Annotated in this window: 27 protein-coding genes and 1 pseudogene; 14 read left to right on the plus strand and 14 right to left on the minus strand. The window is 63.1% G+C overall.

Annotated elements, in window-relative coordinates; genetic code table 11:
* Nucleotides 1-309 precede the first annotated feature (309 nt).
* Nucleotides 310-1,488 carry a protein kinase family protein gene (locus tag KVS71_RS02850; RefSeq protein WP_217583668.1) on the plus strand — a complete coding sequence of 393 codons (1,179 nt, stop codon included), beginning with the start codon at nucleotides 310-312 and terminating at the stop codon, nucleotides 1,486-1,488.
* Between the two features lie 327 nt (nucleotides 1,489-1,815).
* Here KVS71_RS02850 and KVS71_RS02855 read toward each other — a convergent pair whose 3' ends face one another.
* Nucleotides 1,816-2,385, minus strand: coding sequence for a hypothetical protein (locus tag KVS71_RS02855; protein WP_217583670.1), 570 nt, complete (start codon nucleotides 2,383-2,385; stop codon nucleotides 1,816-1,818).
* A gap of 3 nt (nucleotides 2,386-2,388) precedes the next feature.
* Between KVS71_RS02855 and KVS71_RS02860 the strand changes: the two genes are divergently transcribed.
* Nucleotides 2,389-3,531: a hypothetical protein gene (locus KVS71_RS02860; protein ID WP_217583672.1), complete on the plus strand. Its 1,143-nt coding sequence runs from the start codon at nucleotides 2,389-2,391 to the stop codon at nucleotides 3,529-3,531.
* 497 nt (nucleotides 3,532-4,028) lie between these two features.
* On the opposite strand, the gene KVS71_RS02865 is transcribed toward KVS71_RS02860, so the two are convergent.
* The 4 genes from KVS71_RS02865 to KVS71_RS02880 form a co-directional block, all read right to left on the minus strand.
* Nucleotides 4,029-5,771 carry a zinc-ribbon domain-containing protein gene (locus KVS71_RS02865; protein ID WP_217583674.1) on the minus strand — a complete coding sequence of 581 codons (1,743 nt, stop codon included), beginning with the start codon at nucleotides 5,769-5,771 and terminating at the stop codon, nucleotides 4,029-4,031.
* A gap of 352 nt (nucleotides 5,772-6,123) precedes the next feature.
* Entirely contained in the window at nucleotides 6,124-7,176 is a 1,053-nt protein-coding gene (locus KVS71_RS02870; RefSeq protein ID WP_217583676.1) for a TniB family NTP-binding protein, read from the minus strand.
* Between the two features lie 22 nt (nucleotides 7,177-7,198).
* Entirely contained in the window at nucleotides 7,199-9,190 is a 1,992-nt protein-coding gene (locus tag KVS71_RS02875; RefSeq protein WP_217583679.1) for a Mu transposase C-terminal domain-containing protein, read from the minus strand.
* A gap of 17 nt (nucleotides 9,191-9,207) precedes the next feature.
* On the minus strand, nucleotides 9,208-9,948 hold the full coding sequence (locus tag KVS71_RS02880) for a TnsA-like heteromeric transposase endonuclease subunit (protein WP_217583681.1): 741 nt from the start codon (nucleotides 9,946-9,948) through the stop codon (nucleotides 9,208-9,210).
* A 97-nt stretch (nucleotides 9,949-10,045) separates the two neighbouring features.
* Here KVS71_RS02880 and KVS71_RS02885 point away from each other — a divergent pair, with 97 nt between their 5' ends.
* From KVS71_RS02885 to KVS71_RS02910, 6 genes are all read left to right on the plus strand, one after another.
* Nucleotides 10,046-10,510 (plus strand): hypothetical protein, encoded by a 465-nt coding sequence (locus tag KVS71_RS02885; RefSeq protein ID WP_217583683.1) that lies wholly within the window; start codon nucleotides 10,046-10,048, stop codon nucleotides 10,508-10,510.
* Nucleotides 10,511-10,572: 62 nt separating this feature from the next.
* Nucleotides 10,573-11,388 carry a metallophosphoesterase gene (locus KVS71_RS02890; protein WP_217583685.1) on the plus strand — a complete coding sequence of 272 codons (816 nt, stop codon included), beginning with the start codon at nucleotides 10,573-10,575 and terminating at the stop codon, nucleotides 11,386-11,388.
* Nucleotides 11,381-11,578 (plus strand): antitoxin VbhA family protein, encoded by a 198-nt coding sequence (locus KVS71_RS20390; protein ID WP_217583687.1) that lies wholly within the window; start codon nucleotides 11,381-11,383, stop codon nucleotides 11,576-11,578. The genes KVS71_RS02890 and KVS71_RS20390 overlap by 8 nt, the downstream gene beginning before the upstream one ends.
* Before the next feature lie 788 nt (nucleotides 11,579-12,366).
* Nucleotides 12,367-12,732, plus strand: a complete 366-nt coding sequence (locus tag KVS71_RS20395; RefSeq protein ID WP_368874538.1) for a LysE family translocator — start codon at nucleotides 12,367-12,369, stop codon at nucleotides 12,730-12,732.
* A gap of 191 nt (nucleotides 12,733-12,923) precedes the next feature.
* A complete protein-coding gene (locus tag KVS71_RS02905; RefSeq protein ID WP_217583690.1) occupies nucleotides 12,924-13,322 on the plus strand; it encodes an LPXTG cell wall anchor domain-containing protein in 399 nt (132 codons plus the stop codon).
* A gap of 584 nt (nucleotides 13,323-13,906) precedes the next feature.
* Entirely contained in the window at nucleotides 13,907-14,248 is a 342-nt protein-coding gene (locus KVS71_RS02910) for a hypothetical protein (protein WP_217583692.1), read from the plus strand.
* 29 nt (nucleotides 14,249-14,277) lie between these two features.
* Here the strand turns inward: KVS71_RS02910 and KVS71_RS02915 are convergent, their stop codons facing one another.
* Nucleotides 14,278-15,144, minus strand: coding sequence for an SDR family oxidoreductase (locus KVS71_RS02915; RefSeq protein ID WP_217583694.1), 867 nt, complete (start codon nucleotides 15,142-15,144; stop codon nucleotides 14,278-14,280).
* A gap of 17 nt (nucleotides 15,145-15,161) precedes the next feature.
* Here KVS71_RS02915 and KVS71_RS02920 point away from each other — a divergent pair, with 17 nt between their 5' ends.
* Entirely contained in the window at nucleotides 15,162-15,638 is a 477-nt protein-coding gene (locus tag KVS71_RS02920; RefSeq protein ID WP_217583695.1) for a MarR family winged helix-turn-helix transcriptional regulator, read from the plus strand.
* A complete protein-coding gene (locus KVS71_RS02925; RefSeq protein ID WP_217583697.1) occupies nucleotides 15,635-16,261 on the plus strand; it encodes an NAD(P)H-binding protein in 627 nt (208 codons plus the stop codon). Before KVS71_RS02920 ends, KVS71_RS02925 begins: the two co-directional genes overlap by 4 nt.
* Nucleotides 16,262-16,291: 30 nt before the next feature.
* Here KVS71_RS02925 and KVS71_RS02930 read toward each other — a convergent pair whose 3' ends face one another.
* On the minus strand, nucleotides 16,292-16,564 hold the full coding sequence (locus KVS71_RS02930) for a hypothetical protein (protein WP_217583699.1): 273 nt from the start codon (nucleotides 16,562-16,564) through the stop codon (nucleotides 16,292-16,294).
* An 84-nt stretch (nucleotides 16,565-16,648) separates the two neighbouring features.
* A complete protein-coding gene (locus tag KVS71_RS02935; protein WP_217583701.1) occupies nucleotides 16,649-16,987 on the minus strand; it encodes an ATP-dependent DNA ligase in 339 nt (112 codons plus the stop codon).
* Nucleotides 16,988-17,132: 145 nt separating this feature from the next.
* Here KVS71_RS02935 and KVS71_RS02940 point away from each other — a divergent pair, with 145 nt between their 5' ends.
* Complete coding sequence (locus KVS71_RS02940; RefSeq protein WP_217583704.1) at nucleotides 17,133-17,450, plus strand: hypothetical protein; 318 nt, start codon at nucleotides 17,133-17,135, stop codon at nucleotides 17,448-17,450.
* Nucleotides 17,451-17,504: 54 nt separating this feature from the next.
* Nucleotides 17,505-17,798: a hypothetical protein gene (locus tag KVS71_RS02945; RefSeq protein WP_217583706.1), complete on the plus strand. Its 294-nt coding sequence runs from the start codon at nucleotides 17,505-17,507 to the stop codon at nucleotides 17,796-17,798.
* Nucleotides 17,799-18,247: 449 nt separating this feature from the next.
* Here KVS71_RS02945 and KVS71_RS02950 read toward each other — a convergent pair whose 3' ends face one another.
* From KVS71_RS02950 to KVS71_RS20405, 4 genes and pseudogenes are all read right to left on the minus strand, one after another.
* Nucleotides 18,248-19,429 (minus strand): DUF1524 domain-containing protein, encoded by a 1,182-nt coding sequence (locus KVS71_RS02950; RefSeq protein ID WP_368874549.1) that lies wholly within the window; start codon nucleotides 19,427-19,429, stop codon nucleotides 18,248-18,250.
* Between the two features lie 54 nt (nucleotides 19,430-19,483).
* A pseudogene (locus KVS71_RS20400) lies at nucleotides 19,484-19,582 on the minus strand (DUF2510 domain-containing protein); the annotation flags it as partial.
* Nucleotides 19,579-20,592 carry a DUF4236 domain-containing protein gene (locus KVS71_RS02955; protein WP_217583710.1) on the minus strand — a complete coding sequence of 338 codons (1,014 nt, stop codon included), beginning with the start codon at nucleotides 20,590-20,592 and terminating at the stop codon, nucleotides 19,579-19,581. The pseudogene KVS71_RS20400 and the gene KVS71_RS02955, both read right to left, overlap by 4 nt.
* 323 nt (nucleotides 20,593-20,915) lie before the next feature.
* Nucleotides 20,916-21,167, minus strand: coding sequence for a hypothetical protein (locus KVS71_RS20405; protein ID WP_368874551.1), 252 nt, complete (start codon nucleotides 21,165-21,167; stop codon nucleotides 20,916-20,918).
* 36 nt (nucleotides 21,168-21,203) lie between these two features.
* On the opposite strand from KVS71_RS20405, the gene KVS71_RS20410 reads away from it, so the two are divergent.
* On the plus strand, nucleotides 21,204-21,539 hold the full coding sequence (locus tag KVS71_RS20410; protein WP_368874550.1) for an acetylxylan esterase: 336 nt from the start codon (nucleotides 21,204-21,206) through the stop codon (nucleotides 21,537-21,539).
* Nucleotides 21,540-22,164: 625 nt separating this feature from the next.
* Here the strand turns inward: KVS71_RS20410 and KVS71_RS02965 are convergent.
* Nucleotides 22,165-22,899 (minus strand): hypothetical protein, encoded by a 735-nt coding sequence (locus tag KVS71_RS02965; RefSeq protein ID WP_254635355.1) that lies wholly within the window; start codon nucleotides 22,897-22,899, stop codon nucleotides 22,165-22,167.
* A 357-nt stretch (nucleotides 22,900-23,256) separates the two neighbouring features.
* Nucleotides 23,257-24,375: an MmpS family transport accessory protein gene (locus tag KVS71_RS02970; protein WP_217583714.1), complete on the minus strand. Its 1,119-nt coding sequence runs from the start codon at nucleotides 24,373-24,375 to the stop codon at nucleotides 23,257-23,259.
* A gap of 636 nt (nucleotides 24,376-25,011) precedes the next feature.
* On the opposite strand from KVS71_RS02970, the gene KVS71_RS02975 reads away from it, so the two are divergent.
* Nucleotides 25,012-25,824, plus strand: coding sequence for a TM2 domain-containing protein (locus KVS71_RS02975; protein WP_217583716.1), 813 nt, complete (start codon nucleotides 25,012-25,014; stop codon nucleotides 25,822-25,824).
* The last annotated feature ends 303 nt before the right edge of the window (nucleotides 25,825-26,127 follow it).

Below are 26,127 nucleotides of genomic sequence, written 5' to 3' on the forward strand. Positions count from 1 at the left end.
TTCACGCCGAGCGTCCTTGCAGTCACGATGTTGACGTCAGCGGGGATAATTCGTTTCTTGAAGGTCGCCGTATCCGGCCGACGAGTCTGGGGTCGAAGAGAGTGTCGAACGCGTCGAAACTCCTGCACGATGCTCGCCTCTAGTTGCAGCAAGTGCCGAACCAACAGGAGAGCAATGTCACGCAGGGCGGTTATCTGCCCAGCCTCCCTCTCCGGCGGGAGCGCTGACCATTGCTTCAGCAAGCGCTGAAGTACCAGTGCGTCGCTCCCGCTCTGCCAGGGTGCGCTCCTGCTCTGCCAGGATGAATGTATGGTCACCCTGGACGACGTCGCTCGCGGGCTGGCAGCAGATATCGACCCCGATGATGCCGAGCCGGAGTACCTGGCTTTGTACTCAGCCGAGGTGCCACCATTGGATGGCATCTTCGCGGTCCTGCACGAGAGGCTCAACGGCCACTTCCGGTTCATGAACACGAAGATGACCATGGGGCGTCACTTCAATGCGGGCGACAGTCGCGACCTCATGGACCTGATACAGCTGATCAGCGACATGAGGAAATCGCTCAAGCGTGCTGGTGTGACTTTCGAGGTGCGCGAGGACTACAGAAAGCTCATTGAAGAGTGCAAGTCGTTTCTGGTGTACTCGGGAGGAAGCCCGGTACCGGACGCAGTCGAACGCATAGAGATCGAGCGCTACGAGCCGGTGATGTTCACGTCGGCGCCAGCACCGCAACGTAAGAGCGATGCCCCGCCAGTTCTGACGCTCGTCGGGGAAGGCTCCTACGCGCTGGTCCACAAGTACGACGATGCGCTGTACAACGAAACGTTCGCGGTGAAGCGAGCAAAGGCGAACATCTCTGAGCGTGATCTCGCCCGATTCCGCGCGGAGTTCGACCTGCTACGTACGATTCGTTTCCCGTACATCGTCGAGGCCTATAACTACGACTCGAACCGCAACTCCTTCACCATGGAGTACTGCGATGAGGCCCTGGGAGAGTACATACGCAAGGGAAACTCGACGATTACCTGGTCAACACGCAAGCGCGTGACCCTCCAGTTCTTGTATGGGCTCAACTACCTCCACCTACGCGGCACGCTCCATAGGGACATCAGCCGCAACAACATCCTCATCAAGAAGTACGACATGGGGGCCGTGCTCGTGAAGCTCTCGGACTTCGGCCTGTACAAGCATCGGGACTCTGACTTCACGCGGACGGAGACGGAGATGAAGGGGTCGATCCTTGACCCGCTTCTCGAATCCTTTAAAGGTTTCAAGCCCACGAATGACATCTACGCTGCCGGGGTCATCATCTCGTTCATCTTCACTGGCAAGACCCGATTGGGTGTCGCCAGAGGCGCGGTCGGCGACATCGTGAACCGCGCGACCAGTCTCGACGAATCCGCGCGGTTCGGCTCCATCGCCGACATGATCTCAGCCGTCGAGGCCCTGGAAGCGCCTGCCGCTGCGTCCGCGGAAGCCAGGGTTTAGCGTCGCCCGCCAGCAGTGCGGTGGGCATTCGGGAGGCGATCTCTGCCAGCTCGGCCAACACTATGACATCGACTCGCGCGTCCGCTTCCCCTTCGTGAAGCGGTTGGAGCAACGCACCGATGCTCGTGTGTTCAGGCCGCCAGGGCGAGTGCTCGCACCGGCTGAGAGTCCGTCACCCGGAACGACCGCGACGCCCCTAACTTGCCATCCTGTCGACTCGGTGACGCCTCCATGGTTCGCCTGTCGTTCCGCTGATCCGCGGATCGCTCTCGGTGTTGTGGGCCTGCGATGAGGGGAGCCCGGTCGGCGACCCTTTGGGCTCGAACGCTATCCCGAGGCAGCTTCTTGGATCGCCGCCGCGAGTTCGTCGTAGCGTACGACCGCGGTGGCGAGCTGCTGTGCTCGCACCCAAGTGAGGGTTGACTGACCAGTTGCCTCAAGCGCAGCGCGCGAGACTACGGCGAACTGCCACTTCGTGATGTCGAGTTGATTGAACTGCTCTCGCCCGGCAAGGTTTACGGCGAGAACGTAGACGTCGGCGTTGTAGGTCGACTCGGCGGCGTATGTGTTCGTCACAGGGTCCAGGAGTTTTCCGCGAAGACCTGAGAACGCGAGCGCGGAGGGTTGGCGCTGCGGCCACCGCTGCAGAAGAGCGCTGGACTTTACCTCGATGCGGACGTCGCCCCAGAGCACATCGAACGCGTCCCATTCGATGCGCACCGGCCTTTCGACCCCGGCGGCACGCCAGACGAGGTACTCGGCCAGCCACCCACGAACGTTGTTCGTCGTGACGTCTGGCAGTGCGAACCGCCAGAAGTCGGAGATCGATGCGTCGACTCCAAGTAGCCGCTCTTCACCAGTCAGTGGATCAAGAGGAGGCGGCTCGACCATCGTCATGCCGTGAGCTTATCGGTCGTCGTTTCACTGGTGAATCGATGCTCGGTGGTTGCTGGCGATCAGTATGATCGCGAAGAAGAAACTGATCAGCCCTGGGGGAGCTCTGCGATGTGGGGACGTAAGGCGAAGAGAACATCGGTCGGGTTCGGGGACCCAAACCTCGGGTTTGTGCTCACCCTCAGCAGCGAGGGAACCCTCAGTTCGAGGATGGACGCGGCGTTCGAAGAACCCGGCGCACTCAGTCTCGAGGACGGGTCGCGCGGCGTCCAACTCGGCGATGGTTCTGCGACTGGGCACCACATCAATATGAGTTTGATCACTCGGGACACCGTCGTGATCATGCTCGGCGCCAAGCGCGGCGAGCTCGGTGGTGTGATTCTCGCATATGCCACGCCGTCATCTCCCTACTGGGAACAGGTGGTTCAGGTGATGAACGAAGCCGGGACGCCGTCGGTGGTGGGGATCCCCGGCATCGCTCGCATCAACTCGGACGGCGCTGTAGACATCTACGTCATCACCGGGCTGGGCGAGGAAACCCGTGGTCAGGCACGGACCATGGATCTGACAGGAACCACGTCAACCCAGATCGGTGAGGTGCTCGACCGCGCGAACATCGCCTGGAATTACGACGAGGACGGCGACATCAAGGTCCGCTTCCGCTCCTCTCAGGAACCATGGACTGACCTCGTGTTCTTTGAGTTCGATACCAGTAAGGCTGACTGGTCCGTACGCGGATACTTCCTGGGAGCTCAGCCTACGCCGCTAGGTGACGGCACTGAGCGGTGGGATGCCCCACGCGACAGCGTGACGCCGACTGCTCTCGCGCAGAAGGTGGTCGATGTGTATCTCATTCCTAAGCCGGAGGGTGTGGGCATACAGATTCACGCGGCGGTTGCGCCTCTTAGGCAGCCGCATCCCATGCACATCACCCTGGTGCCTGGCAGCCAGCGGGTCCGCTCGATTGAACGGTCCTACCCTCGGTACGTAGGCATGCACAGTGAAGAGGGCTTTTGGTTCTCCGGCGGCGCGACAGGATCGAGCGTAGCTGAGGCGCACTTCATCGAGATGCTCCTCGAAGCTTCCGCCATTGGTCTGAAGATGTTCGAACACCAATTCTCGGGCTGGTTCGTTTCGACTGACGTCTAGCCGTGAAGCGTATCGTTCGCGACCGTCTTGATGATTGTCGTCATCATCGTGAACGGAGTAGCAGGTTCCCCTGGAGTAGCTCAGCGCCGGCCACCCGTCGAACGGCACGGCTGCCCCAGGGGGAACCCGCGAAGGCTCATCCGCTCATGCTGGTCGCAGGAAAATTCAGGCGCAGCGATAGCAAAGTGAGGAAGACACTGGGCGCTGATCGGCGCAGTGAGTAGTTGAGCCAACAACTCAAGCCCATGCGGACAATATAGTCAGCCGTCCAGGTCACTCAGGAAGGATTGCGTCAGCGCGCCCATGCCAGGCACAACGAGGCCGAGCTGAAGCCAGTCGCTGTCCCTCGCGTGCGTCCGAGAGGACATTGTGGACGCCGCAGCCGAGCGGTGTAGTTCATCAGATGGACGCATCGACGGTGACAGTCTGCGCGCCGCTTACGTTGAGAGATGCGCACTGTTGCTCCACGCGCGGCCCTCGATACGGTGACGTCGAAGTTAGGACGTTCGCCGCCTCCTCTTCCGCGCGCAGTCCGGGCACCCCCCGCCTACTGAGCGGTCCGCCCCCTGAGCGGGCCAGCGGTGGCCGCAGTCATTGCATTTCCAGGCGATGTGCTTGTTCGTGCCTGCGACGACATCATGCGGGGTGAGGTCGCCGTTCGCATCCCAGTCCCACTCGGCGACGAGGTGAGGGTGCGTGGTCGCCATGTCGTTCCATCCGGGCCACACGGCGGAGTTCGCGCAGTAGCGGCAGCCCGTTCCTTTGCCTCCTCGCATCTGGCCGGTCGCGGGCCAGTCGTGACCGTTCTCACACAACCAGTGGATGGTCTTCGTCGTGGTCGCGAGGACGTTGTCTGGGCTCAGTGAGCCGTTCATGGTCGGGTGGAACTGCTGTGCCAGGTCGGGCCGGGTGGTGCGCATGCAGTTCTGTTCGTCGACGACGCGGCCGGTGCAGATGTTGCATTCGTTCCCCCGGCTCTGGACGTGGACCCGGGACGAGTAGTGGTGGTTCTTCTCCTTACATAGCCACCAGACCTCCTTACCGGAGCCGGAGAGCACATCGAACGGGGTGAGCGAACCGTTCCTCGTGGGGTGCCAGCGCGAGGCCGTGTCCGGATGGGTCACGGCCAAACAGTTCTTCGGGTGGACCTTGCTGCGCCCGCAATATGTGCACCCGTGTCCGAGCACGACATGGTTGGCGATTCTCATCTCGTATGCGTCGTGCTCAGGGCAGGTCCACCACGCGAAATCACTGGACCCCGCGACGACCTGCTCCGGGGTGCGCTCCCCGTTGCGCTCCGGGTGCCACTCCGCAGCGGCTGCGGGGTGTGTGAAGGAGAGAGCGTTGATACTCGGGTCGACCAGACGATTGGCGCAGTAGCCGCATCCCACTCCTTTCTTCCTCTTGCTGAGACTCGTCTCATAGGTGTGGTTCAACTCACAGAGCCAGAACACCTCGTCGGGGGAACCCGCGATGACGTCATGCGGGCGAAGGTCGCCGTTCTTGGTCGGGTGCCACTCCGACGCGAGGTGGGGGTGAGTGTCGGCGAGCGAGTTGAATCCACGCAGCAGCGTTCTGTTGGCGCAGACACCACAGCCGACGGTCGTCTTCGTGGCCTTCAACGTCCGCAGTCGCTGCTCGAAGACATGTCCGCGAGCACAGGCGTAGAGGTACTTCTTGCCTCCCAGAGCGATACGCTCGAAACGGGTGCCGACGGACGTCGATGACACATACTGCGTGAGGTGCAGGTGATGCCATCGCGGGTACGCGGACGTGCGCAGCTGCTCCAGCTCTCCACGCTCGTCCTGGTTCTCGCGCTTTCGGGTGCAGACGAAGGAGTGCGGGTCGGACTGGTCCTGGTGTCCCGTAGCCCGCACGAGGAGCCAGAGGTCGTCGATGAGCGGGATGCACGCCTCATCTCCGACGATTCCCACCACGACAGCCGAGAGGGCCGCGTAGCGGTCGGCGGCATCGACGTCCCGAGACATGTATGTGTCCAGTGCGCCCGGACGGAAGATGGTGGAGGCCAGGGCCACTGCGACGACGAAGCGCTCGGGCGGAGGCACAAGTCTGTCCTCGGCCGTTGCCCACATTTCAATGGAGGCCTCAATCTCGGCGAGGCGGTGGGCATCCAGCAGCTTCTTCCGGCGAAGTCGGCGATACCGGCGGTCGGCCCGCAGCGCGTCCACGGCGACCTGCCGTTGAGACTCAGGGGCGACGCCGGGTCCGACCCACATCATGTGACGACGACAGACGCGTGGACCATCGTGGGCTCTCTGCTCGACACGCTCACCCAGAGTGCAGCGCACGCATCCGAAGCGGGCGTCGAGACCGGTCACGCACTTCTCACACGTGGAACCGTCGGCGTGGGTTGGTGTCGATGGGTGGGCGAAGTGTCCGGGACGCAGCCCGCCGACGCGCTCGGCGAGTGCCGGGAGCAGGTCAACACGAGATATCCCGGTCTTGCGCATGGTCGATTTCAGCCAGGCCCGCCAGGTGACATCAGTGACGAGGTTTGCGGTTCGCAGGCGTCGCAGATAGCTGTCCACGGTCTCGAACGAGCCCGGACGGACGTGGAAGGGCCACGTGCGGTCAGGCAGCATGGCTGGCCCCCTCCGCAACAGCATTGGCCTCGGAGAGTAGTCGCTCGCTGGTCAGGTCGAGAGGGACGGAGTCGAGCAGCTTCTTCGTGATGATTTCGGCGTCGGGGTCGCCGTCTTCAATGAGGTCGAGTGCTGCGGTCGTCAGCAGCCGCGAAAGTGCTGCGATGGAGCCACGCGTTCGTGTCCACAAGTAGACGGCGTGCTCGAGCAGCGACTGCGGGGGGTGCGCCAGCAACCCCAGCTGCTTCTCGAACGCCATGATGACCCCACCCCACACCTGCCGTCCGTCGCTGGTGGAGATATCAAGCTTGCCGAGGTGTACCGAGGGACAACGCCCTGCGAACTGCGCCCCGAGCTCATCGTTCGTGAACTGCGACGAGGCGAGATTGAACCCGACATACAACGGGACCGCCTTGACCGCGTTCATGAGGTTCTTGATGGCCTGTGCGCTCTCGAAGCGGCCCGCGATGCTCGACTGTGCGAGATTCTGAATCTCGTCGAACACGACGAGGGATGTGTGCGACTTGGCGAACAGGTCAGTGACGAGTCGCGTGCGTTCTTCCAGTGTCATCCGGGGAATGACCGGCTCACCGAAGAAGTTGAGGATGCGGCCCATCAGCATCTTCCCCGTGCACTTCGGTGGAATCTCGAGGTATACCACCGGGACGTGCCCGTCCTCCTTCCATCGAGGGTGACGGTCGATGTGGCCCGCATGTGCTTGGCCCATGACCCAGAGTGCGGCGGTGGTCTTGCCGGTGGTCGGGTCGCCGTCCAAGATGATGCCGGTCCTGCCCACGGGCCGGTGGGCGACGCGGGCGGCTCGTCGGTATGCCAGTTTCAGCTGCTGGAGGGCGGGAGTGATGATGACGATGGAGTCGGCGATTCGGCGACTACGCTCCATGTCGAATGCCCGCCGCTGAGCGCGAGGCCAGCTCTTGTAGTCGTCGAGGGTGACGGGTGTGACGGCAGCCTCTGCCCTGGTGCCGAGGAGTTCTTGCAGTTGCTCGCGCTGGTCGAAGTGCCCAATGGGAGTGGTAAACATAGTCTTGTCTTTCTGTGAGGCTTCAGCCGATGTCGAAGTTCGCAAAGTTCACGAAGTCGTTGTGGCTGTCGGTGTCAGGTGTGAGGATGTCGCCGAGGGTTTCATTGGCCCTCTTCTCCTTGTCCTTCTTCTTCTTCTCGAGTGCGGCCTGTTTCACGCTGTCGACAGATTCGGTCACCGCGCGGTCGCGGAAGCGGACCATCATGACATCGGCCTCCGCGTCACTGAGGGTGAGGGTCTCGAGTGTCTGGCGGTGCGCTTCGAGGGCGATGGCGTCGGCCAGGGGTCGGGACCTGCCTCGCTCTTTGACCCAGTAGCAGGTGACCCACCCGGTGTCGTCGGAGGAGCGAAGCCAGATGCGGTGCTCGTCGCTCGGGTCATACTGGATGGTGACCTTGGGGGTGGTGTTGTCGGTCCGCCTGCGGTTGCGCAAGGGCGCGAGATGGGGGCTGTCGTACATGCGCCCGTTCATCTCGATGCCGTCGGACTGGACGGTGCGCTCGTCTGAGGGGAGCAGGGCGATGAAGTCTTCTTCCTTGTACGCGAGGACGAAGTGACCAGTCAGTTCCACGCAGGCGGCGTACATCGAGTTAGGGGAGTGGTTCCAGTTCGCCCGGTAGTCGTCTTCGAGACCGTCGTGGCGCCGGTTCTGCCAGACAATGGCGACCCACTTGTCGAGGAGTTCGGCGAGTTCCGACAGAGTCAGTAGCGGTCCATCGAGGGCGTTCTTGCCGAGGTTTAGAACATTGCCACCGCTATACCCGGGAACGTACTGACAGAACTTGGTCTTTACGGTGTGGAAGAACCGCTCGACGATGGCCTTCGCCGTCGGGTCGTGAACGGGTGCCTGCGTCAACGAGATGCCGTACCTTTCGCACCCGGCGCCGAAAACCTCTCCGCGGAAGTCGGGGCCGTTGTCGATAAGGATGCGGCTCGGGAAAATGTAGGGCCGGTAGGCGTCGAAGGTCGCAGCTTGTTCCTTCGTCAGGTGCCTAGCCCAGGGCATCTGGGGGAGACCGAGCGCCTCGTAGTCCTTTGCCCAGGACCGGAGCTTGCGCGGGACGAGGGCGTTGGCGAGAAGCACGGCGTGGTCGATGCCTCTCGGCGCTGCTTCCGTGAGATTGAGTCCGACGACGCTGCGCGTGCGCTTGTCGACGAGGGCGGTGAGGTGAGGGCGCGCGATGTCCCCGCTGGGCATGCGGACGAATATGTCGAGCGTTGTGGCATCCATCTGGCATTCGTCTCCTGGGCCGAAGACGTGACGCGGTCGGTGCATGTGCTGGGGTGACAGCGACCTTGTCTCCCGCTTCTTGGCCGGGAGGGCGGGGTTATGGTCGCCGGACATCTGCTTGACGAGCCGTTCGACGGTTGAGGGCGACGGTGTCCTCGGGCGCGTGGATGGGTCCGGGAATCGGTCCATCAGCATCACCGCGAGTTCGGCGCGGATAGCGGAGTAGGTGACGGTGGACTTGCCTTCATAGCGAACGATGGGTTCGGCCAACGCGGTCTGCACGGCCTCGGGAACGCGAGCGAAGGCCTTCTCCGTGCGGCCTTCGCGTCGGTCGAGCAGGCCGGCGACCCCCTTCTTCTCGAAGTTGCTAAGGCGCCGCTTCAGTGTGCCCAGGGGCACGTCGTAGCCCGCCTTCGCCAAGTCGTTGACCGTGTAATTGAGGCGCTTCGTCTTCGACACCGTGGCGGCGTACTCCGGACGTGGGTCGCCGCCATCGACCGGGGTGCCGTCGATGAGTTGCTGCAGGAAGGGGATGAGCGCGCGCTTGGTCTCGTCAAGCCCGTCGAGCACCTGGTCGATGGGCATTAGGTCGACGGAGTCAGCGGTCTCGAGCTCTTCACCGGGCGATAGCTGCTGGGCGAGCTCGAGGTGGTGCATGACGACGTACTCGCCGGTGAGGTCGTCTCGCAGGCGGTAGCTACCGTTGGCGAAGCTGACGAGGACAAAGTCGCCGGATTCGAGGTGGACTGTCTGGCCGAGAGCGATGGTGCGTCGAGGAATCATAATTGTCTCCGAGGTGTTTAGGCCGCGACCAGCTGCGTGTGCTCAGTGAAGGCTCGGGTGAGGTCGAACGAGAGTTCTCGACGCCACATGAGATGGAAGAGCGCAGGCATGAGCTCGCCGGGCTTGTCGGTGATTAGCGCGCGGTGCAACGCACCGAAGCTCTCACTCGACCGTGCAGTGCGGAGGATGCGCTCTTCGACGTCAGGGCTGGGGGTGTACCGGTGGTGCCTGTATCGCCCCATCATTTCTAGGTTCATCCGGACAACGTCGCTTAGCTGGTCGATGAGTGTGTATCGCCATCCGATGACCTCACAGACCCGCGCGGTGTTCGCGAAGGCGGCCCTGTTCGCCGTCTTCATGAGAGTCTTTGGGTGGACATCGATGAGATGACGAGCGCCAGTGGCCTCGACGGCGAGGTAGTCCGGGTAGTGGTACGTGCCGTCGGCGAACGTCATCAGCAGGGGCTGGGCGTCGACCCCGACGATGTCGTAGAGGTGGTCGATGAGCATCATGCCGGCGTACTCGGCCATGGACTCGTGAAAGACGCTCTTTCGAGCACCTGCGCACCAGTAGTGGCCCTGGTAGGGCTTCTGGCCCTTCCACTTGCCGGGCTTGCGTGTGCGTTCCCCTGGAGCGACCGTGAGCGCGGTTACGGGGTCGTTCGCTCGAATGGTGTGCGTATTCAGCTTCTTGTCGAACCACTGGATGCGGTCGAAGCCATCGCCCGCTGTCTTCTTGAGAGTCTGGTACTTGGTCATGTCGTCCCCTGTGCGCGGGAGGAAGCGAGTTCGAGACCGAAGGCGTCTGTTATTGGGTCTTTTCGCTCTTCCTAGGTCTTTTAGATAGGCTCCCGGGATGTCGGACCCCAGATACGTGCCCCGTGACTTCCTGGTCGAACCTCGCGACTTCGGGCGGCGGCCTAGGGCCGTTTGGCGCCTGATCGAAGACGACTGGACCCTGGAAAGACGGGCGCAACTCGATGCGTCGATCTCGCAGCACAACATCTCGCGCGGAGTTCGTGAGTTGTACCTGATCGAGAAGAGAAAGAAGGTTACAGATCTCGCTCAGGAGATCGAGGTCGAGTACCACCGCCTCCAGAAGATGCTGGCGGGACGAATCGTCATGCAGATGGTCGATCTCGCTCGTCTGCGTCTCCTGGTCGGCGCGCGCCTGGACTACTGGATGATGCGAGGTGATTCCGCGGAGTACATCCGTGCGGTGGAGCGGGACCTCAATCGCAAGAAGGAGCGCCAGGCACAGGCGCAACGCGCCAGCGCTCCCTACGCCGGCATCCACGCCGTCCTCCGACGCGCCGAATAAGCCATGTGCGGAATACTTTCCGCATTCTTGCTAAGATGCAACCACTTCTTCGAGGAGGGGTCATGAAAGCGCTCGAGTACGCGTCGGACATCACGTTGCCCGACCAGCGCGTGGCGGTGTGCGGGGACTGGCACGGCAACGTCGGCTGGGCACGAACGCTGGCTCGTGCCATACCCACACTCGCATCGGACGTGACGACGATCTTGCAGTTGGGTGATTGGTGGATTGACCCGGAGGTGGTCGATGAGGTGTTCGCTGGCACGAGTATCAGCCGCATTCTCGTCACGCTCGGCAACCACGAACCATGGGACCGGGTCACTCCCCTCTTGGAAGCGCACCCTGGCTCCGCGGTGCGCGTATCAGAGGTCACCTGGCTCCTGCCGCGACCGGCCAGACTCACTATCGGCGGACGCACGGTCCTGTCGCTCGGAGGCGCCGCCTCCGTTGACCGACTCTGGCGTATTGACGGCGCTGACTGGTGGCGTGACGAAACCATCACTGACGTCCACGTTGCCGAAGCCAGCGCCGGCGGCCCCGCGGACCTCATGCTCACACACGAGTCACCTGCCAACAGCCCAGTCCGCGCCGTGCGCGAGGTGCTGCGCGTGAACCCCATGGGGTTTCCCGACGAAACGCTTGCGGAGTCGAAGGAGTCGCGCGGCCGGGTGAGGCAGGTGTGGGACGCGGTGCACCCGGAGTTGTTGATGCACGGTCACATGCATGTTGCGGGCGGCGGCGTGACTCGTGACGGGCGCCGAGTCGCCAGCTTCGGCCGCGACTCGCAAGAAGGAAGCCTCGCGTTCTTGGACCTGCGGACGCTCCGATTGGACACACCGAGCATCCGCCAAATACGCGAGAGGGCAGTCCCTGATGCATGAGGGTCCGTCAGACCGTTCCCGGGACGAGAGACTCCGCGGCGTCCTAGAAGCGTTTCAGTCTTGCCGGCTCGATGGACTTAAGCCGACGCGCGCTGCGGTCCGTGACGGCTGGGACTACATCGAGGGGCGGCGCACCTTGGACGAGATCATAGAAGACGTCATTCGACGACACACCCGCGAGCAACCATGACCAATTAGGGCCCCTAGTCCAAGAACGCCAGTCCCTGCTACTGGGTGTCCAGCACGGCGAGCACGCTTGGGTGGACGGAGGGTGAGGTTATCGGCACGGAGACTCGTTTCGGTCAATTTCGGCGCTGTCAGGGCCGTCCACTGAACATGACGCACCCTGGGAGGTGGAAGAATGGCGCACGCTGAAGGACTGCCACGCTTCACTATGGAGTTTGGATCAACGAGCACTGGCCCCGGCGCGAGGCCAAGGCCTCCTGCTACGGTCGCGGCCGCTCGGCAGCTCTCAGGCTTGCTTCGACCGGGGATGTGTTCTCCGCGACTCTCTCTCACCCCTTACCCTGCGGCACATCGATGCGACATCGCCAGGTCCGCGCGGAAGTGGATCGAGTCCAAGGTGGTCGACTGGCGTGCCAAGCGCGCAAGGGCACGCGATCCCAGTCGGGAGTAGGTAAGTCGCTCGCTCTGCCAAGGTTGGCAAGTGCGAACCATAGTTCTATAGAGGATTTGAAAGAGAAGTTGCCTCGATCTCTACTACTTCACTTTTTCTCTTCATGAGAACTACCTACTACTTGGCAACCTTGCCAACCCCCTCCGATCCCAACCGAGAGTAGGCAGAACTCCAGCCAAGGTGCCCTTGGCAACACATGGCTTTTTCGGGGGATGGGGGCTTCCTGTGCACTCGACGCCGTCAGGAATGTTCCATCCGCACACCCGTGTGGTTCAGCTGCGTGGGTGCTAACGCGGAGGCCGATTCCCGCCAGAGTCGAATGGGCGAACCTGAAAGCCTTGATGGATGAGCTTCAGCATGGAGTCCGTGCCGTGACAGTGGCCAGCGTTGTCGCGCTGTTGGTGTTCCTGTTTCTCCTGGCCTTCAGTCCGGGGCCGGGCAACGCGTTCTTCGCAGGGATCGGCACCGCCCGGGGTCCCAGAGCGGCCGTTCCGGCCCTGGCGGGCTACCACGTTGCGACGCTTGTCGTGACGGTGGCAATCGGCCTAGGGATGGGCGCCACGGTTCTTCGACACCCTGCGGTCCCGACGATCCTGGCCGCTCTCGGGAGCGTCTACGTTCTCTGGTTGGCTTGGCAGTTCTTCCGTTCGGCCAGGGACGTGCAGACGTCTGGCCCGGCGCGGGCCGTCCGTAACGGACCCCGATGATGCGGCGCCTCCGACGAACTTCGAATGGGCGGAGGCGATCTGGTCCCCTCGAAGCAGCCTCGCATTCGACTCCGTCAGACAACTCAGCTTGAGGTCACCAACACCGCGGTCGAACTGACCCGTTGGGCTCTCACCAAACGAGTGGAAGGGACGGATTCGTTACCGCCCGGCGCCACTTTCGCCTTCGACTGGTGGCCGACGACGTCCCCCAGTCGCGCGTTGAAATCGAACCAGGAGCGACCATCTACTCGCCCTACTTCGCAGTCGGAACCGACCTCGAAGTCCGGGAAGCGACACCTCCCGCTGTGCCGGGCATCACCTGGTCGGCACCACAGTGGAGCGTCGACGGAGAAGTCCTCACACCCGACGAGGACGGCCGGGTCGCGCTCCCCACCACCGTCTCCCTCGACCTCGGGGTGGCAGAACTCCTCCTCACCAACTCCGCCACTAACGGCGGTGGCGGCGGAACCTCCGACGGGCGACTGCCGTCCACCGGTGGGGAGCCGTTCTCGCCCTTCGTCATCCTTGGAGCTCTGGCCGCCGTAATGCTCGGCACATACCTCGCCATCCGCCGACGGGGCCGGGTCTGACGATCTATCGCGGCACAGGCGGACGCACGAGCACGTCGTTCGAACCCCAGCGACTTACCAAGCAGCGACGACGTTGGTCGTGTGCTTCGGTCGGACGGCGAACACGGGAAAAGGCTGCATCCACGTGATGAGGGACCGCCCGCTATTGGCGCACATCAGTACTCGCGTCCGCTATCAATGAGCGTTGGTACGTAGCTGAGCCGTGCGTCGCGAGCAAGACATGAGCGGGTCGATGCGCGGACTCGATAAGCCCTGGCTAGAGTCCCGGGAACAGGCTGTGCAAATCATGCGTGCTCCGGTCTCGCTTCAAGTGGATGGCCGGTCCTCCTCTTCCCCCGAAGTGGAGGACCGGGTGAAGGTCACAAGTCCGATGCTCGTACGTGTGCCCCGCACGTTTTGCGCCCCAGCGCAGCACCAGAAAGGACCTCCGCGAGCGGAAAGCTCGCGCTTAAACTCTAGGCTAACGAGAAATCGTCCGTCGGCCCTTTACGGATAGTAAAAACGCTGCTAGACGGATGCCCGACCGACTAAGAGTGGCTTGGACGCGGTCCATCATCGCTACCCCGGTCGGGTATGTTTATCTCATGGGAACAATCCAGTACGGCGGTGGAAGCGAGATCCACATCGACGACCGCGCACTCGCGCACCTCAAGGTCGCCATCTCCACCAAGCTCCGCCGGAACGAGAGCTTCACGCTGTCGTGGAAGCACCCGGAGGGAGACGCGGCTGGCCGCTCCACCATCTGGCTCCACCCCTCTATTCCGCTACGGTTCGTCTTTGACGACGCGGAAACCCCGCAGCTTAATGCCAAGTGGGTTCAGACGCTCATGATCGAGGCGAGCTCCTCGAGCGGAATCTCGCTCGTCGACGAGGTCCTCGATGGGCCCGTCGAGGCCGATGTTGCCGCGACAGTGGGCGCGCGCTGAACCCCCGCATGCCACATCACTGAAGTCGGTCACTCCCAGACGGATCTCTCCCGCTCCGCGAACTCGCGAAACGTCGTCGCGCGCCTGCCAGTGAGCTTTCGAACCTGACGGTTAGGGAACGCCGAGATGTTCAGCCGGACGACGCGGTAGATCATGCGCTGAACGTCGATGTAGTCCTCCGGATAACCGCGCTCAGCCAGCGTGGCGAGGTAGTCCTTTTCGCTGGGACGCGCATATCGAATGGGTCTGCCGAGGACGTTTGAGAGAATTCGTGCTACGTGTCGGTAAGTGAGGGTTTGCTCGCCGCTGAGAGTGTACTTCTTTCGCAGGTGCCCGGGACTCGTAAGCACGGCGGCAGCAACCGCTCCAATATCGTCCGCATCGATGAATGCTGTGAAGGCGTGGCCGGCCGGTAGGTAGATCTCGTCACCCTCGCGGATTCCCTCGCGGTATGTGGTGGAGAGGTTCTGCATAAAGAAGTTGGGGCGCAGGAAAGTGTATGGCGCTTCGATCTGCTCCAGATACTTTTCGACCCGATAGTGAGGCACAGCCTTGTTGTGCTGCACCCCCTGCAGCGAGAGAAAAACGATCTGGCGGATTCCGCGCTCCATCGCCGCATCGATCATGGGGAACAGATAGCGCTCGACATCCTCGACGGGAGGCGGCCGCATCAAGAACAACCGGTCGCACCCTTCCAGGGCACGTTTCATCGTGTCGGCATCTCCGGAGAACGCGAACGGGCGCTTCGCGACCCCCGCGGCAAAGTCAACGGCAGAATCGTTCCGCACTGCCGCAACGACCTGCTGCCGCTTGCTCGCCAAGTGAGCGACGACGGCTGATCCGACGGAGCCGGTCGCCCCGGTGACGAAGACGCTGGGCCCATCCATCTCGTTCATGCATGTATCATACAACTATGCTCGACGAACTCGGAATGATCGATGGTGCGTTGGTGTCGATGCGACGCCTCTGGGCGCCGACGACGTCTGGTCGCACGGCTCAGGACGCGGAACCCGCGGTGGACCTATCCACCATCCTTCTCGTGCAGGTCGTGAGTGAATCGGGGGGGAAGCTCGCCGTGTCCGAGGCGGCTGCTCTGATCGGCGTCGCCCCCGCTACCGCCAGCCGCCTCTGTGACCGCGCGGTCGAGCGTGGATACCTAGAAAAGAACTTCTCGGCGACCGACGGGCGCCGCAGGAGCCTCACGCTCACTCCGGAAGGACGGAAGCTGCAGCGGGAGTCCGAGGCTTTTCGCCGCGAGTACCTCCGGCGGATCCTCGAGGGCTGGGACTCCCGCGAGGTGAGCACGTTCGCTGCACTGCTGGAGCGCTTCTCGGGCGCGGTCAGTGAGACCCCCCCATCCCGCAGAATGGCTGAAGGAGTATCCGTATGAAGGTTGCTGTGTTCGGTGGCACTGGGCGCACCGGTGCGCTTGTGGTTCAAGAGCTGTTGAACGACGGGCACGAGGTCACAATGCTCGTTCGCAACGCGGCAAAGGCATCTGCGTTCGCCGGTCAGGTATCGGTCGTTACCGGCGATGTCCGCGATACCGATGCGGTGCGTCGAGCTCTCGAGGGGACGCAGGCAGTCGCTTCTGCTCTCGGTCCGGTCGTCAAGGACGCGACGCTGCTGAGAGACGCCGCGCGCATCGTTATCGCCGAGATGGCCAGGGCCCACATCAGCCGCTACGTCGGAATCAGTGTCGCCGGCCTCACTCTCCCCGGGGACAGCAAGCGATTCCGGGACAAGATCATCTCCTGGCTCCTGAACAGACTCGGCGGAGAGCTCGCCAAAGACAAGATCGCCGAATATGAGGCGTGGAACCGGAGCGGGTTCGACTGGACGCTGGTGCGGGTGCCGCGGCTCACGGATGGACCGATGGGGGATGTCGATGTCGATACCCATGTGTCTGGGCGGCGCACCACACTCAGTCGAGCGAGCTTGGCGCGCTTCATAGCAGCCGCCATCGGCGACGACAGCTTCACGCGAACGGCGCCCTTCGTCAGCGACCGCTGAGGGCCGCCTGCAGAGGGCGACAGAGACCGGTCACATGTCCCAGTCGAAGAAGGGCGTCTTGCTCTCTTCTGGGACCCAGCTGTCGTTCACGCGTTCCATGTAGACCAAGACGCGCGAGCTTGCTGTGATCAGCACGCTGACAAGTCGAGAAGTCGTCGCGATGTCGATGAAGGTGGGCTCCGAGCGGGCCGCTGCCTCGATCCGATGCATCAGGTCGATGATGTCGTGCTCGTCGGACACCACGAAATCGTGCCCGTCGATCTCGAAGTGCGCCCGCATCGTCTCCAGACCGCCCCGACTCATCCCTCCATCCTATGCATGTCCATGGACTCGGAATGAGGGTTGCTTACAGGCGCCGGTAGGGCCACCATGCGCTCCCGGGGCGAGCTAGGCCGTCTCGGTCGCTCCGCTTTCCTCCGTGGACGCGAGGAAGTTCGGCTCCGGCACGAGATAGAGCCCGCTCGGTGCGTTCGCCGTGAAGGCGAGGGCTTCGACCCACTCACGGTTCACAGAAGGCTGCCGGCTGCCGTGGTATTTGAACACGAGGGAGCTCCCAGCGTGCACCCAAACCGTGGTGCGGCCACCCCCGATGCTCTGGTCTTCCTTCCAGGTGAAGCCGAACGGCTCCCCGCGGCGGAGCTTCGCTGTGATCACGAGCTGGAGGTGTGTGAGAGCGCGGTCCTCGATCTCCGTCTTGACCGAGCCTTCATAGATGAACTTACCCACCGCTGTCTTCCTTACATGCATGGATCCGTCGCCGAAAGAGCCTTCACTTGATGATCCCACACGCGTAGACCTCGTAGGCGCCGTAGTTCCCGTGTAAAACCCGCTCTACTTCGCCCCCGGGCTTGGAGACGGATAGGGTGCACCCATGGGTGTCATCCTTTATGGGTCGTCCAGCGATCCGATTTACATCGAGGACCGAGCTCTTGCGCATCTGAAAGTCGCCATCGCGACAAAGCTCCGCCGCAACGAGAGCTTCACGTTGTCGTGGAAGCACGCTGATGGGGATGCCGAGGGGCGCTCGACCATCTGGCTCCATCCGTCAGTCCCGCTTCGCTTCACGTTCGACGAACCGGAGCCACCGCAGCTGAACGCGTCGTGGGTGCAGCAATTGATGATGTCTGCGAGCTCCTCGGGTGGGATCACTCTTGTCGACGAGGTGATGGACCCATCTGAAACTGCTTAAGTGGCACAAGCCGCTCGGAACGGTCTGAGGCACTGGGTGACTTAGAATTCCTGGGTGGGGAAACTTGAATACAACAGCTCTCGCCCTCCCATCGAGGTCGAAGACGCGACGCTCGCGCACCTGAAGATCGTCATTGGCACGAAGCTTCGCCGTCAGGAAAGCTTCATGATGACCTGGCCCTCCGAGAAGAGCCGCCCCGGTCGCTTCACCGTTTGGATGCATCCCAGCATCCCGCTCATCTTCGAGTTCGACAGCGCGACCCCCGTCGTCATCGACCCGAAGCGCGTGGAGATCATGATGGGAAGACTCAATGCGCGAGGAGAACTGGTCCTCGACCAACTCGACTGAAATCGTCTGTGCCCGAGAAGCCTGGCTGCTGCCGCCGGACCTTCCTGCTCCCTAGAGGCTCACGGCCGGATAGTTTCCGACGCTCGCCGCAGGGAGATCATCGCGGAACTAACTTCCCGCCCCGATCTGCTCGTTCAAACGGCAACAACGAGAGCGGGCGATTCGGCCGCCAACCATCCTCAAGGTGGGCTAGGCCCACGTGGTCAGCGGCCAGTCCATCCTCGGAGCTTTCAGCGCGGACACGCTTTTGAGCCCACGCCGCTACAGCTAGGTATCGCCGGTCAGTAGACTGCCGAAGAAATCCTGGAAGGGCGCTACTGTGGCGCAAACTTATACATCAGCGAAGTATAAGCAAGCGCCACTGGGGCTGCGTAGGTTGCGGCGCGATCTCTTCCCCGTACGAAGGCGGGCGAAACGTCGAGACGAGAGCTCTGTTCCTCGCTACGCCATTATTCGCAGGCGACTCCATCCCCGTCGCGGTCCAGTTTCCGGCTGTATCCGGGTGATCCCGCGTACAGGGGGGAAGCGCCCGCGGCTCGCACTGCGTCGCAGTTCGCGTAGAACGTGTTCGAAGGCGAGGCGGGTGCCGGCTCCTCGGGGACCGGCGCAGGCGCCGGGGCGGGTGCTGGAACTGGCTGCGGCGCGGGTGCGGCGAAGCCAGAGCTGGGGGCCAGCTCAGTTGGGCATGTTTCGAGCACCCGATGCATCGCGTCGCGCTCGGCTTGTGTCACCCACAGACCGTAGGTGGCTTTCACCGCCACTTGGCGTGCGACGTACGTGCAGCGGAAGTCCCGGTTCGCGGGTAGCCAAGTCGCCGCGTCCCCGTCGCCTTTCTGCGCGTTCGCAGTACCATCGACCGCAAGGAGGTTCAGCGGGTCGTTGGCGAAGGTTGCGCGCTGATCCGCCGTGAGCTGCTGAGCGCCCTTCTGCCATGCGTCGGACAGCGACACGACGTGGTCGATCTGAACCAGCTCCGAGGTTCCCTGTCCGCGGACGAACACCATCTCCGTGCCCGTGAACGGGTCGAGCAGTGAACCGGATGTCACCTGGCACGGCCCCGACCGGACGATGTCCGCGAGGTCGCGGGCCAGGATGTCGTTCCGTGTGTCGCAGCCGTTGCGGTCGACGTCGAGCCAGCGCTGACCAAACTCGTCGCGGTCGTACCCTGTCTTCGGGGCGCGGCCTTTCACCTCCAGTGTCGCGAGGACGGCAAGAGCAGACTGGTCCGCCGTCGCGGACGTGTCCTTCGCCGTCCCCGCTTCGCCAGTGAAAGCGACGGGTGCCGCTTCGTCGTCTGCAAACGGGGTCGGGTTGGGCGTAGGTGTCGGGGTGGCGGCAGTCGTCGCGACGGCTGCCGGCTCGTCACCTGCCGAGCTGTCGTCCGTCGGATACACCGCGGTGCTGATGCTCCCCGCGACGAAGAAGACGACGGCGGAAGCGACGGTCCAGATCACGGCGCGCTTGCGTGATGTGAAGCGCAGCCAGGTGGGGGTATTGCGAGCCAGTGCGACGATCCCAGTGATCGCCACGACAAGCGCGATCAACGCGACCAGAGGCGAGAGGAACACCGTCGCGAGGACTGCGACCAAGCCGCCGGTAATCCAGAGCCAGGTGGGGATCTTTCGCGCCACCGTCGCGACCGGAGCTCTTTCCGCGGGTGGGGGAAGCAAGCCGGTTGGTGGCGGCGGTGGGGCGGTCTGCGCCGTCCATTGCTGTCCATCCCACCAGCGCGTCTGCTTCGGGTTCTCGGGGTCGGGGAACCAGCCAGCGGCAGGGGCGGTCACGAGGTCACAGCGGCGAGCATGTCGGTGAGCCCGGGGTAGGCGGCGTTGTCCGCGAGAACCCGCTCGTAGTCTTTACGTGCCATTGCCTTCTTGCCCTCAGCAAGGTATGTGTGACCCCTCGCGATGAGCGCAAGGTGACGCAGTTCGACGGGGCGCGAGCGCACGCGAAGTGCTTCCTTCAGGGCTTCGCGGGCGGCCTCATAGTACCCCTGTTCGCGCAGAGCGGTGCCTCGTTGGATGAGGAGGAATGTCGCTGCCACATCCTCATTGGCAAGGCCATTGGTCATGTCGACGATGTCGGCCCATCGTTCCTGCTCGGCATAAAGCTCGGCGAGGGACACAGCCGCGACGGTTGTGGGTTCGAGCTCTTCAACGATGGCTACGGCTCGACCGGAATCTCCTGCTGCTTGCTCCAGTTCGGCAGCCAGCAGCCCGAGAGCCTGCCAGTCCCACCGCATCGCAGCGGTGACTCCCGTGGCGATTGGGATGCTGATCTCCGAGGTCTCCACATACTTGGTGATGAACGGATCAGACTCGGGGTCGTACCCGGTATCGAAGAGCCATCCGAGGAGGACGCGAGCGCGCGCGTCATCGCGGTTGGGCGCCGCCACTCGGAGCACCTCGACCATCGCGGCGGTCGGTGCGGCCGAGGGGGTCTGCTGGCCAACCGCGTGGATGGCGGCCGCATCTGGCTGTCCGCTGAGCTGCTTGAACAGCTGCTTCTCCCACGCCGGAGCGGTCAGCCCAAGCTTGACCTTTTTCGGCTTGGGTGGGGCCACCGGTTGCGGCTGCTGGCGCGGTCGGGGTGCAGGGCGCTTCGCGTTCGCGCTCGACGACTTCGTGTGGGAGATCCCCGTTCCTGGGATGCTGACAGTCCGCGTGACGCGACCGTTGGTGTTCACGCTGACGCGAGCCCCGCGGACGCCTGCAGACACCCCGATGTTCTTGCTCGACACGTTCAATCTCACGCCGGGTGCGATCTTAATAGACTTTCGGACCTTGAACCCCATAGTTCAGCCTCTCTACGACAACCCCAAATGATTCTATTCAGGCGCAAGCACCTTGGTGGGAGAATCTGCTGCACAACTGGCTCGAGCACCTCGTGACGGACGTGGGCCCGGCGGTGGGAGGCCCAGACCGGTGGTCCGAGCCTCGGCTTCGTCCGCGTGGTGGACGCAGCAAGGTCGAAGGCTCGCGCCCCCGTCGCCCGACAGCACACGACTCGAGCCGCCGCAAACTGAGAGGGCTGGCGTCCGCGGGAGGCGCGCGCGCCGCGGTGACGCGGCAGCCGACGTCGATGGGGTCGCCCGACTTCAGGTCTCCATCGTCATATCTAGGGACGCCGGGACACGCGCGAGGCCAGCATCAGCGAACTGTCGACGATAGCCGCAGCGGCGATCAAGCCGACGCTTCCGGGAAGGCCTTGCGTGACGGCCGGAAGCGTCGGGCCGAGGCTGCCGCCGAGGAACGTGAATGCTCCGTACCAACCCACTGCGGCGCCTGTCTCCTCGGACGGAGCGGTGGAGACGATGCATTCGATGACGGCGGGCGCTGTCAGCGCGATTGCTGCGACGAAAACGATCACGGCCCCGCCGAGTATGAGGGGGGTCGGAGCCAGCGCATTGGGGGCCGGGATCCAATCACCGAGATCACTCGATACCTGTCAGTGCACCGGTCCTCGGAGGAAAACGTGCTTCGTACCCTCTCAGCCTTCGACGGTGTGAACTTCGCAAAGCGCAGTACCGCGCCCACGCTCTTCTCTGTCTGGCTCATGGACCCAACCTGTCCGCCGTCCACTGTTTACGCGGCTTTCAATCACCACGCCGCGGCGAGCAAGCGGATGGTCGTGTACCCATACAACGGGCACGAGGGTGGAGGCCATCTGCAGCGAATCCGACAGGCTGAGTGGCTGAACATGGTCCTCGCTGACGCCTCCGTTGGTGATCGCTCGTTCTGAGGCTGCCTTCCGTTGACGGCGAGTGGCGAGCGAACTCACCGCCCGCTGTCCATTGTGGCTTGCTTACTGCACGCTCGGTCGGAGGGCGAGCGTGCAGTCTCGGCATCTCATCAGTGCGCTGCTACGCGGAGGCGCGCGAACGCTAGGTCAAGGTCGAGGGACGTAGAAGCAGTCACAATGGCCGGGGGAAGCGACGGGAAGCTCGCAGCCCGAGAAGGGCTCAACGCAGTTCGTTTTGTCCATTAGGGAGCCGAAGCGACTGATCCCATTGCGCATCGCGCAGCATCTTCCACTGCGCGAAACGAGATCCGACCTTCGGAAGCCCGATGCGCTGAAGCTCCCTCGCCGATGAGTATCTGCCGAGGTTCGACTGGTTGTGTGCTTCATTAGATGCCGCGCACTTCTATGCATCTGACGAGCTCCTCGGGCCCGGTGGCACGGCGTGGGCGGATCGCGATGCTAGCCGCCAACCGCTCGCAAACGCCTCGCGGCTCGATGGACAACCTGGTCGTGCAGTTCTTGCCTCGCGGATGGTTACCCACGAGGCGATGGCGCATCGACGATGCTCGCAAGGCCATCTAGGAGGGGCTCGGCTGACTCATCAGCACGGCCCCTCCCGGCGTAACTACTGAATGGCGACAAAAATCTTGTCCGCCATCATCCCGGGGCGGATCGCGAGTACGCCATCGGCGGGCGTCGGAACTTGCATGGCCTGGTTGCCAGTTACAGAAGCTCCTTCGTACAGCGGAGAGAGGCTGTCGATCTCGTCGGGCCCGATGACCATCTTGTCGAGAGTGTTGACGGTGTTACCGCTCGCCGTGACGTACTCGACGGTGGCGAACGCTGGCACGCCGCCTTCAGGATCGGAGCCGGTGTACTGAACTGTGTAGTTGATGAGGATGTACTCCGTGCCTTCGTCTGGCGCGTCGTTGAACTGGTTGGCCGCGAGGATCTGATCTTGAGCGTTCAGCGTTACCGAGTTGATCGTGACGGTCCACTCGGTGGAGGAAACGGGGGTTCCGAGCGGCACGGGGTTCTCTCTCGTGCCGGTCTCGGGGGCGGCTGGTTCCTCCGTTGCCGGACCGGCTTCCTCGGTGACTGTCGCCGGCGAGCCTACTTCGACCTCGGAACCCCCGAAGGCGTCATCGAACGCCGTCGCGACGACAGCGGTGAAGACGATGACGCCCACTACGGTGCCAACGACTGAAACGATGATGGCGGTGACGCCCTGCCATTTCGCCTTTCCTTTTAGGAAGAGTGATACAACGCCGAGGATAAAGCCGATGGGCAGCAGCACCCACCCGACGATGAGAGCTCCGGGAACACACGCGAAGATGAAGCCGACGATGGCGACGATCATTGCGATCAGCCCAGCGACGTTTCGCTGCGCCTTCCGACCAACGGGAGCATTGGGGGCCTGTGCGTAGGGAGAGTCGGGCGCCGATGAAGGGCTGCCGAAGGGTGCGGAAGCCGGCTGAGCATCGGGAGCCGGGGGCGGGGGATTAGTCATGGTTCTCCAGATCGGGTGCCTAAGCGGGGGCGCGCGACAAAGCCGCGGGAAACTGTGGTCCCTGAATACCCCCAAGCGTCCGGATGGACAGACCCAATCTAGCGGCGCGCCCAGGCACCTCACAGCTAGACGATGTAACGAATTCACTCCTTTTGGAAGCGAGCGAGCGAACGAGCACGGCGGGGCATCGCGCTGCTCTAAGTGCAATCAACCGCAACTAACGACCGAGAAGCGACCAGTCGATGTGTTCGTCTTGCGTAGTTCCCCGTTGACGTAAATGTTGCAGGTCACCGTCGAACCGTTGAGGATCTGGGCGTTGAAGTTTCGGTAGTCAGCTTGGGTCTCGAAGGTCATACGCCAGGGAAGGCGCGCGTCGGTTGCCTGGCTGATGTCGTAAGTACCAGGGGCGATCCAGGTGATGGCCGCACTTGACCCGTCCCCGGTCACCTCGTACACCACCGTTGGAGGAGCCAGGGTCAGCTGCACTCCCTTACTAGGGTCAGCGACAGCGCCTGCCTTAGGGGTCTGATTTGTGACCAAGTCAGATCCGTACGAGGACCCATCAGCCTCAAACCCGGCCTCACGCAAGGTCGATAAGGCTGTCCCTTCCGACATCCCGACGACGTCCGGCACTTTGAATCCCCATTGGAGGGTGACCTCGGTTCCGATGGGAAGCTGGCCACCATTCGGCGTGGGGTCCGTTGAACGGACGAAGAGCCTGTCGTTCGCGGCGGCACCGGGAAGCGACGAGTACGTTCCGGCTATGCCGACAGCGGCGAGCTCATCCATCGCCTCCTGGAAAGGCATGCCGACGACGTCGGGAAGGTCGACGAGCGGCGCGTCGAGCGAAAGCGTCACGATAGTCTCTGCCTCGACGACATCGTTTGCCGGCCGTGATTGCTCGGTCACTGTCCAGCTACCGTGCTCCGCGACGCTCGATATCACCTCGTTCTCGGGCTTCACGCGGATATGAAGTTCCTGTGCCAGGCTGACCGCTTCGTCGAAGCTAACGCCGGTGAAATCTGGAAGCGACACTTCCTTTACCTTTAGCACTATTGTCACCGTAGTTCCGCGTCGAACCCGGTCCAGGGGCTCAAGGGACTGGCCCGTCACTTCGCAGTAGTCCGAAAGTGGAGGGTCGGTCGTGCACACCGCATCCGACAGCTCGCCGTCCGGCTCGTACACCAGCTCGGCATCTTTGACAGCCGAGACCGCCTCAGCTCGCGCGACACCCACCAGGTCAGGCACGGCAGTGCGCGAGAGCTGATCTATGAGGATGACGGCCGCGACCGCCATCCCCACCAGTGCAAGGAGCCCCGCAGTCACGAGTAGAGGTGTGCGCCGCGGTGGCCAGAGTCGGTCGGCGAATTGGCTTCGGTTCGAGCGGTCGGAGTCCGTCACGTCGTGCCTCCCCAGTGGCTTCTCGGAACAATAAGGGCAGCGCATGGTGGCAGGCGCCTAAGGGTGAGCATAACGACGCCAGGCACCGCGTCGCGTAGGGGTTCTAATTGCGTGCGCCTCGAGGCTGTCACCTCTCGCCTTGGTCGTGTCGTGATCGTACTTGGTGCGCTGTGAGCGCCGATCCGTCCAGGACGGTCGCCGGCGTGGATGGTCACGGCCTTCGAAGCTGTGGCGCCGATTTATACACCGTCGAAGTATGAGAACGCGCCGCGCCGCCCGCGGTACGCGCCGCATGTCTCACGTCGAGCGGACTCGGCCGGCTCGGGTGCCGGCCAATGATGTTGGGCACGGGGGTCGTAGTCACCCATGTTTAGTCGAGACGACGGCCGAAGCGCCCGCCAGGCAGCAAGGACGGAATGGAGCTAAGACATCGAACGGGCGGATCGAAATTCGGAGGACTGACCGGCTGGAGCACGTCTCGTTGGCATTTGACGGTGGGTTTCACGAATTTGCTTGCTCTGAGAGTTCGTAGGCCATTGGGGGGCATGATTTGATGAGCGCATGAGTGACTCAACCGCCATGCCTCCAGCTAGCTGGGATGCCGATCCCATTGTTGTTCCCGAACAGCGGCTGCGGGATGCTGCGCCGTCCACGGAACGGACGGCGGCCGGGGTCGGAGAGAAGAAGTCTCTCGGTAAGGCGTATCTCTGGTGGTTCCCCTTGGGGATCTTCGGCGCACACCACTTCTACATCGGGCGGAAGGTATGGGGGTGGATAACCGCACTGACCTTGAACTTTCTGCTTCTCGGATGGATCCTCGACGGCATCCTCATGCCTTACTGGCTGTCCAACATGAAGAAGGAGCGCGCCGCTCGGGAAGAGATGAAGCAAATCTGGGCTAGGACCGCCTCGGAGATTAGGGAAACGTGGTCGGAGGGGGCGGCGGGCCGGGAGGTTGCGGGGCAAGAGTTGCGCGCTCTCGGAGTCATGGCGGCTAAGGGAGTCGGCCCGGCGACCGCAGCAGCATCCTCCTGGATCTCCCAGGCAGTCCGTCTTGGTGGCCTCGCGCTCAGCCGAGATAGGAGGCAGCTGTCCTACGGTGCTCAAGCGATTTCTTCGTCCGAGGTGCGAGTGAACGTGACCTCGGGAGTAGCGACAAGCCGGGTAAGTAGCTCCAATTTGATCGGCGGCGCCGTTCTGGGAGGACTCCTTGGTCACGCCGGTGCTGGGGCAATAGTCGGGGCGACTGCGCGAACGAACACCACCAGGATCTACATCGTCGTGGACTTTCCCGGTGGGCAGTGGGTCGCAGAAACGTCGCACAAGAACGAGCGTTACGCCCGCCGCTTCGCGGCGAAGGTCAACAGCCTGTAACTCTGTTCGCGGGCCGAGAGGACTGGCGTGTCGCCGAGACTGCGCTCACGGTCATCGGCGGGCGGCAAGCGCCGCCCAGGTTCCTGTAGCTCGCCGTGGAGCCGCCCGGTGGCCAGGCAGCACCTGCGGTCGGCGTAACCGATCTCGACTCTTCGAAGCGCGTCGTCTGCTGAGTAGCCGAACAGCGCTGGGCAGCCGCGCGCGCTAACAGCCGGTGGAGCAGGGGATCTACGCAGTCGTCTATGGTCGTCGTCCACGACCGAGAGGCAGTCTTCTTTGACAGATGGGCTGCTCGGCCAGCCT

The organism is Microbacterium sp. GbtcB4, from assembly GCF_019091465.1.
GTDB classification, from domain to species: domain Bacteria; phylum Actinomycetota; class Actinomycetes; order Actinomycetales; family Microbacteriaceae; genus Microbacterium; species Microbacterium paraoxydans.